The organism is Haloarcula sp. Atlit-7R, from assembly GCF_003666065.1.
In the GTDB taxonomy this organism is placed as follows: Archaea; Halobacteriota; Halobacteria; order Halobacteriales; family Haloarculaceae; genus Haloarcula; species Haloarcula taiwanensis.
This window is the reverse complement of the sequence record NZ_QXIK01000136.1, coordinates 55738-61889: the sequence shown is the minus strand read 5'-3', so window position 1 is coordinate 61889 and position 6152 is coordinate 55738. Positions and strand designations below refer to the sequence as shown.

Genomic DNA, 6152 nt, shown 5'->3' with positions numbered 1-6152 from the left:
GTGAAACTGTACGGGCGCTTCGCAGTTCGTGCGTCGGTGTTGTCCGCATCCGCTGGAACCGTGCGAGCAAGGATGCCGACCGGACAGTTGTCGACCTGATTGCCCGTGATGGTGATATCCGACGACCGGGCTTCGGGGGTCCCGGCTACCTCGTCCCGGAGATGCGTCTCCTTGTACTCGATCTCGATGCCCGCCTCGCCGCCGGGGTCGGGTGCGAACTCGGTCAGGTCTCGACAGACATTCCCGACGATGGTTCCGTGTTGGGCCGGCGAACACGCGATGAGGCTGTGGCCGCCGTCGACGGCGACGTTCCCGATGACGGCGAAGTTCGCCACATTGTACGGGGCGATGTTGTTGAATTTCACGCCAACGACGCGGTTACCGGCGACGACAACGTCGCTTGACTGCCGGAGGTCCCGGGCGCTGCCGGTCGGTGCGGCCCGGCTGGTGATACCGTACCAGTTCGGATCGACAACCTCGTTGTGTTCAACTGTCACACCAGTACACCGCGTGAACGACAGGGCCATCTGGAAACCGCTCACCGTCCGGTTGCGAGCGATATAGACGCCGTCGCACTGATCGGCCTGAATCGCCTGATTATTCAGTTGCGTCCCGTCGGCGTCGAACTCGATGTCGGTGATAGCAGTGTTATCACCGCGCACGCGGATGAGGTCGTGGCCGGCCGGTAGCGGGTTCGACTGTGATTCAGACGGCGCGGGGTCCTCAGCTGTGCCCGTCTGCGAGACAACGAAACGGGTTCCCTGCTGTCCGATCAATGCGGTGTTATCGCCCATCGTTGCCGGGCCGCCAAAGCGGAAGCTGTCGGCGCTAGCCATAACGGCCCCGCCGCTGTCAGGCACGTTGTCGAAGGCGTACTGGAACGCTTCATCGGCAGTACCGTCAGTCGAGAACGCGACACCGCCGCTGCCGTCAAGCACCAGATACTCTGTCCCATTGCCGTTCCCGTTCGACTGGCCTGCTCCGGTCGTGACGAGATAGGCCGCTCCTACTCCCGCCAGCCCAGCGCCCGCCTGTGCCCGTCCGGTTCCGCTGAACAGTCCGATACCGGCTGCAGCACCGATACTCGACAGCACGGACCGACGTGTCGCCTGCCAGCCCGACTGCTGTGACCCAGTCCCAGCGCCGTTTGTATCAGTTGCCATGCACTTACAGCTGCCCGGCCGCTCGCAATAACCGCTTATAATAGCGGTCTGAATCATACGTACCGGTCAATACCTGAACTGTCCGGCCCAGCTACCGCTGATTGGTGAGCTATTTGTTGTCGACGTAGCGTCCAGACGACAGAACAAGACGCCAGGCCGCACCCGCCCCGCCGCTGACAGCAGATTTATGCCGACAGCGCCGGGACGATACGATAATCCGACGTGGGCTCCGACGACTCGCCGTTCGACGACGTATCGGCAGACCGGGACTACCTCCGTGTCCTCCTCACTGCTGTGTGTGTCGTCGCTGTGGTGCTGGCGACGGCGACGCTCCCGGTTCTGGCACCCGGTGGGACACAGAGCCCGCTGGAGTCTCTTATTCCGCTTCCCCAAGAGAATCCGTTCGGTGAGGCTGGCGGGACCGCAGCCGGCGGCAGCGGCGGCCAGCTCGGCGCGCTGAACCCGGGGAGCCAGACCAGTGTCGGCGGCTCGCTTGGCGGCGACGACAGTCCGTACCAGTCACAGAACACGGACCCGCATTTCACCGTCACGAGTTCGGAACCGGCGTACTGGCGGACTGGCGCGTACGAGACCTACACCGGGACGGGCTGGGACGGGCGTGCGGACCCGCAGGCCTATCAGGGACCGATGGCGGTCGACGGGATGGCCGACTCGACGGTCGACTATGAGGTGCGACTGGCCAAGTCCGCCACGTCGCTGCCGACCGTCTGGCGGCCGAAATCAGTGTCTCGGGACGACGTGATGGTCACCGAGTACGGCGCGGTCACGTCCGAGCGACCGCTTCCTGCCGGAACGACATACAGCGCGACCAGCGTAACGGCTCCCGACGACCCAGCGGTACTTCGTACGAGCGGCCGGGATTACCCCGACACCGTCGAATCGCGCTACACGGGCGTCCCGGCGTCGACCTCGGCACAGGTGGGGCCGTTTACTGACCGACTGACCGAGGACAGCGATTCGCCCTACGAGACGGCAGCGACCATCGAGCAGTGGCTGGAGGCGAACAAGAACTACTCGCTAAACGTCAGTCAACCGCCCGAGGACGACGTAGCCTCGGAGTTCATCTTCCAGATGGACGAGGGGTACTGCGAGTACTTCGCCACGTCGATGGTGGTGATGCTGCGGAGTCAGGACATCCCGGCGCGCTACGTCGTCGGCTACTCCACTGGCGAGCGGACCGGCCAGAACCAGTACACCGTTCGCGGAATGAACGCCCACGCGTGGGTCGAGGTGTACTTCGAGGGCGTCGGCTGGGTGAAGTTTGACCCGACGCCGGGGCAGGAGCGTCTGGAATCCGAACAGCAGGCGATGCAAAACAGTAGTCAGGCCTACAGCGCATCGGAGTCCGGAAGTCCCGACGAGGAGTTCGCCGTCGGAACACCGGCGGGCGAGACGCAAACCGAAGCCCCGACTGGCGATGAACAGGCGGCAGAGAGCGATGGAGTCGAGGGCACTGAGACGGGTGCAAACGGGACCCGTGGCGGCGACGAAACCGGCGACTCGGGCGACGGACAGACTGTCTCGCAGTCCGGCGAGTTCGTCATCGAACTCAATCGGACGGCGACGCCGGGCGCGGCGGTGGCCGCGACGGTGACACGCGACGGCGCCCCGGTCGAGGGCGCGATGGTCGCGTTCAACGGTGACCCGGTCGGAACGACAGGTCCGGACGGCACTGTTTCCGGGACCGTCCCTTACGAAGCCGAGCTGACGATTTCCGTTGAGGCACCCAGCAACGAGGAATCACTTGTCGCTCCCTCGGTCCCGCGTGACAGTGCTCGCGCCTTCGCCGTGGCCGGCCCGCAGGCCCAGCAGTCGACAAACGCGAGCTACGAACTGAACACGACCGCGTCGGTGAGTATCACCGGCGAACAGGTCACCGGCGGCGAGGTGACCGTCACTGCGACCGTCGACGGCGTGCCGGTGCGGGACGGGGATGTCCTGCTCAGTGGCGAGCAGGTGGCAACGACGGACCGGCAGGGGCGGGCAACGGTCACGCTCCCGACTGAACCCGGCAACGTCTCCGTTGTCGTCGAGCGCGACGCCGTCAGCGGTAACACAACTGTCGTGCTTGAGCGGCTCTCCGTAGCAACGTCGCCGTCGCTCCCGTTGGCCGTGCCCGTCGCTGGCCAGACGGTGAACGCGACGATGGGCGGGGACCGGGTCCCGAACGCCACAGTTGCCCTCGGCGGGGAGCCGACAGCACGCACCGGTGCGGCCGGTCGGGCAACCGTCGGGATGCCGGTCGCGGCAAGCGCCGAAATTTCCGTCTCTAAGTACGGACAGACGGCCACGACGACCGTTGGTGGTCTGTTCGTCAACGCCGCGGGCGTCGTCGGCGCTCTCGGTGTCCTCGTTGCCGGAACGGTCGTCGGCGCTCGGCGGCGGAACGTCACGCCGGGGACGCTCTGGGACTGGGTACGGGCCGTACGCGAACTTGCTGTCGGGGCGCTTGTCGGCGTTGCGGTAGTGGCCGATGACTTACTGGGCCGTTTCCGAACACGACTCGAACTCACTGTCACGGCGCTCCGTGACCTGCTCGCCGGCCACCGGTCGCCGGCGACACTGCTCGACGCGTTGCGAGCGTGGATTTCTGAACGACTCTCAGCAGCCGAAGACGCAGCCAGCGATGCGGTGGCGGTTGTCTCCACGACTGCATCCAACGAGGGCGACGGAACGCCCGCGGCTCGCGTCACCATCCGCGAAGCGTGGACGCGCTTCCTGACCCACGTTTCCCTTCGGCGGTACTGGACACGGACACCCGGTGAAATCGCGACCCACGCAATCGAACGCGACGGTCTCCCGCCGGCTGCGGTTCGGACGGTCCGGGATTCGTTCCGGGCGGTCGAGTACGGCCAGCGGGACCCACAGGAACACGTCGCGGCCGTCGAGGACGCGATTCAGACCATAGAGACGGCTGCCGGACAGCAGTCCGCCGCGACCGACGACGCTGACGACGCAACGGAGGGGCAGGCCTGATGCGCCTCCGAACGGTCGTCTTCGGGACTGTGGGGCTGCTGGCGACCGCTGTCGCGGCCTCCCTTCTGTTTGCGCCGACGGCCGCCGGCGAGTCGCTGGTCGCCGTGGTCGGGAGTGTCGCCCCGACGACCGCCCTTCTCACTGGAAGTCTAACTGTAGGCCTCTGTGCGGTCCTCGCCGGCTGGCTCGGCGGGCTTCTCGGCGGTAGCTCGCCGACTACCTTCGACGTGGCCCTCGACAGTCCTCCGGAAGACGTGACAGCGACGGAGAGCCGGCTGTTCGCCGCTGACATAGACGCGGCTATCGACGACGCCGTCGCTGGCGACGACGCGGCGATGGACACGGTTACCGAGCGACTTACCGCGGCAGCAACGACGGCCTATGCCATTGGAGCCGGCGTCTCGCAGGCGTCCGCCCATCAGGCAGTCCGTGCGGGGACGTGGACCGACGACGCCGTCGCGGCGGCGCTGCTCGCTCCCGACGAACCGCAGTCGCTGCTGGCCCGGCTCCGCCTGTGGCTCGACCCGGAGAGCGAGCGCCGCCGCCGCATCCGCCGGACCGTCGACGCTATCGAGCAGGTGTCTGGAGGTGAGCGCTGACGATGCACCGCCGCGTGCGGCGCTGGAGTGGCGGCCTCGCAGCCGCGCTGTTTCTCGTTAGCGTCTCGCTTCTGACCGCCGAGCCGCTGTTGCTCGCGGCGACCGCAATCCCGCTCATCTACGTCGCGTACGGCGCGCTCTCGCGGCTCCCGGCGGGAACTGACCTGCAAGCGACACGGTCCGTCTCCGACGCCCAGCCGACGCCGGGCGAACCGGTTACGGTCGAGCTCACACTCGCGAACACTGGCGGCAGTTCGCTGACCGACGTGCGGGTCATCGACGGCGTGCCCGAGGAACTGGCCGTCGTCGAGGGGTCCCCGCGGCTCTGTACCTCGCTGCGGCCCGACGAGAGCGTGACGCTGTCGTACGCCGTGATGGCAAAGCGGGGGACCTACACGTTCGACGCCGCCGCGGTGCGGGTGCGGACGCTGTCTGCCAGCGACGAGGTGACTGTCGACCTGACAGTGGCCGGCGACGGGACGCTGACCTGCTCGAACACCGTTTCCGAAGTCCCGATGGCCGACGCCACGCTCCCGCGGGCGGGCACACTCCCGACAGACACCGGCGGAAGCGGCCTGGAGTTCCACTCGACGCGGAGCTACCAGCCCGGCGACCCGGTCAACCGCATCGACTGGCGGCGCTACGCAAAGACCGACGAGCTGACCACCGTCGACTACCGCGAGGAACAGGCCGTCAGGACGGTGCTGGTCGTGGACGCGCGGCCGCCGGCCCGGGTGACGCCGGAGCCGGGGTACCCGACCGGAGCCGAACTATCGGCGTACGCGGCCGAGCGTCTGTTCGACGCGCTCTCCCGGACTAGCGTCGTCGCAAGCGTCTGTGCCGTCGGACTGGCCGAAGAAGATGTCCCCGGCGGGCTCGGGCCGGACGGGCTGGCGTGGGTCGACGCCTCGGGCGGTCACGCGGCCGCCCACGCGAGACAGATATTCGACAGCGTGGGCCGCGCCGCGGCCCGGCAGTCGGACGGCGAGACGGCCGATGACGCCGACGCGTCCGAGGACGGGCGACCACAGCAGTCCCGGGGCGAAGCGGCGAAGGTGACGACGGCTGACGGTGGCACCATCGAGGACCCGGCCCTGCTCGCCGTGCCCGCCCGACTCCCGCCGACCGCGCAGGTGGTCGTGTTCTCACCGGCCGCCGACGACTGGCCCGTCTCGCTGGTGTCGTCGCTCGCGGTCCGTGAGTACCCGACGACGCTCGTCAGTCCGTCGCTGGCCCGCGGCGACTCGCTTGGCGCGGCTGTCGCGAGTACCGAACGCGCCGCCCGCCTCCAGCGAGCCGAACTGTCCCGCTCGACCGTTATCGACTGGGACCTCGACAGCCCAATCGACGTGGCGCTTCGCGCCTCGCTTGCGGACCTGTTCAGCGTGTAACA

General features: G+C 67.6%; 4 protein-coding genes. 3 read left to right on the top strand and 1 reads right to left on the bottom strand.

Annotation, left to right across the window (positions count from 1 at the left end):
* The coding region (locus D3D01_RS23370) for a right-handed parallel beta-helix repeat-containing protein (protein ID WP_233563636.1) at positions 1-1163 on the bottom strand (1163 nt) is incomplete at its 3' end.
* A 222-nt stretch (positions 1164-1385) separates the two neighbouring features.
* Here D3D01_RS23370 and D3D01_RS23365 point away from each other — a divergent pair.
* From D3D01_RS23365 to D3D01_RS23355, 3 genes are read left to right on the top strand one after another with little or no spacing between them, the layout of a single operon-like run.
* Positions 1386-4160: a transglutaminaseTgpA domain-containing protein gene (locus D3D01_RS23365; RefSeq protein WP_121513923.1), complete on the top strand. Its 2775-nt coding sequence runs from the start codon at positions 1386-1388 to the stop codon at positions 4158-4160.
* Complete coding sequence (locus D3D01_RS23360; protein ID WP_121513922.1) at positions 4160-4759, top strand: hypothetical protein; 600 nt, start codon at positions 4160-4162, stop codon at positions 4757-4759. The genes D3D01_RS23365 and D3D01_RS23360 overlap by 1 nt, the downstream gene beginning before the upstream one ends.
* A gap of 2 nt (positions 4760-4761) precedes the next feature.
* The gene (locus D3D01_RS23355; RefSeq protein ID WP_121513921.1) at positions 4762-6150 is read left to right on the top strand and encodes a DUF58 domain-containing protein; all 1389 of its coding nucleotides are present in this window, start codon (positions 4762-4764) and stop codon (positions 6148-6150) included.
* Positions 6151-6152: the final 2 nt, after the last annotated feature.

Excerpts from the sequence above, each read along its gene's own strand:
- D3D01_RS23355 (WP_121513921.1), top strand. The coding sequence starts at position 4,762 with ATGCACCGCCGCGTGCGGCGCTGGAGTGGCGGCCTCGCAGCCGCGCTG.
- D3D01_RS23360 (WP_121513922.1), top strand. The coding sequence starts at position 4,160 with ATGCGCCTCCGAACGGTCGTCTTCGGGACTGTGGGGCTGCTGGCGACC.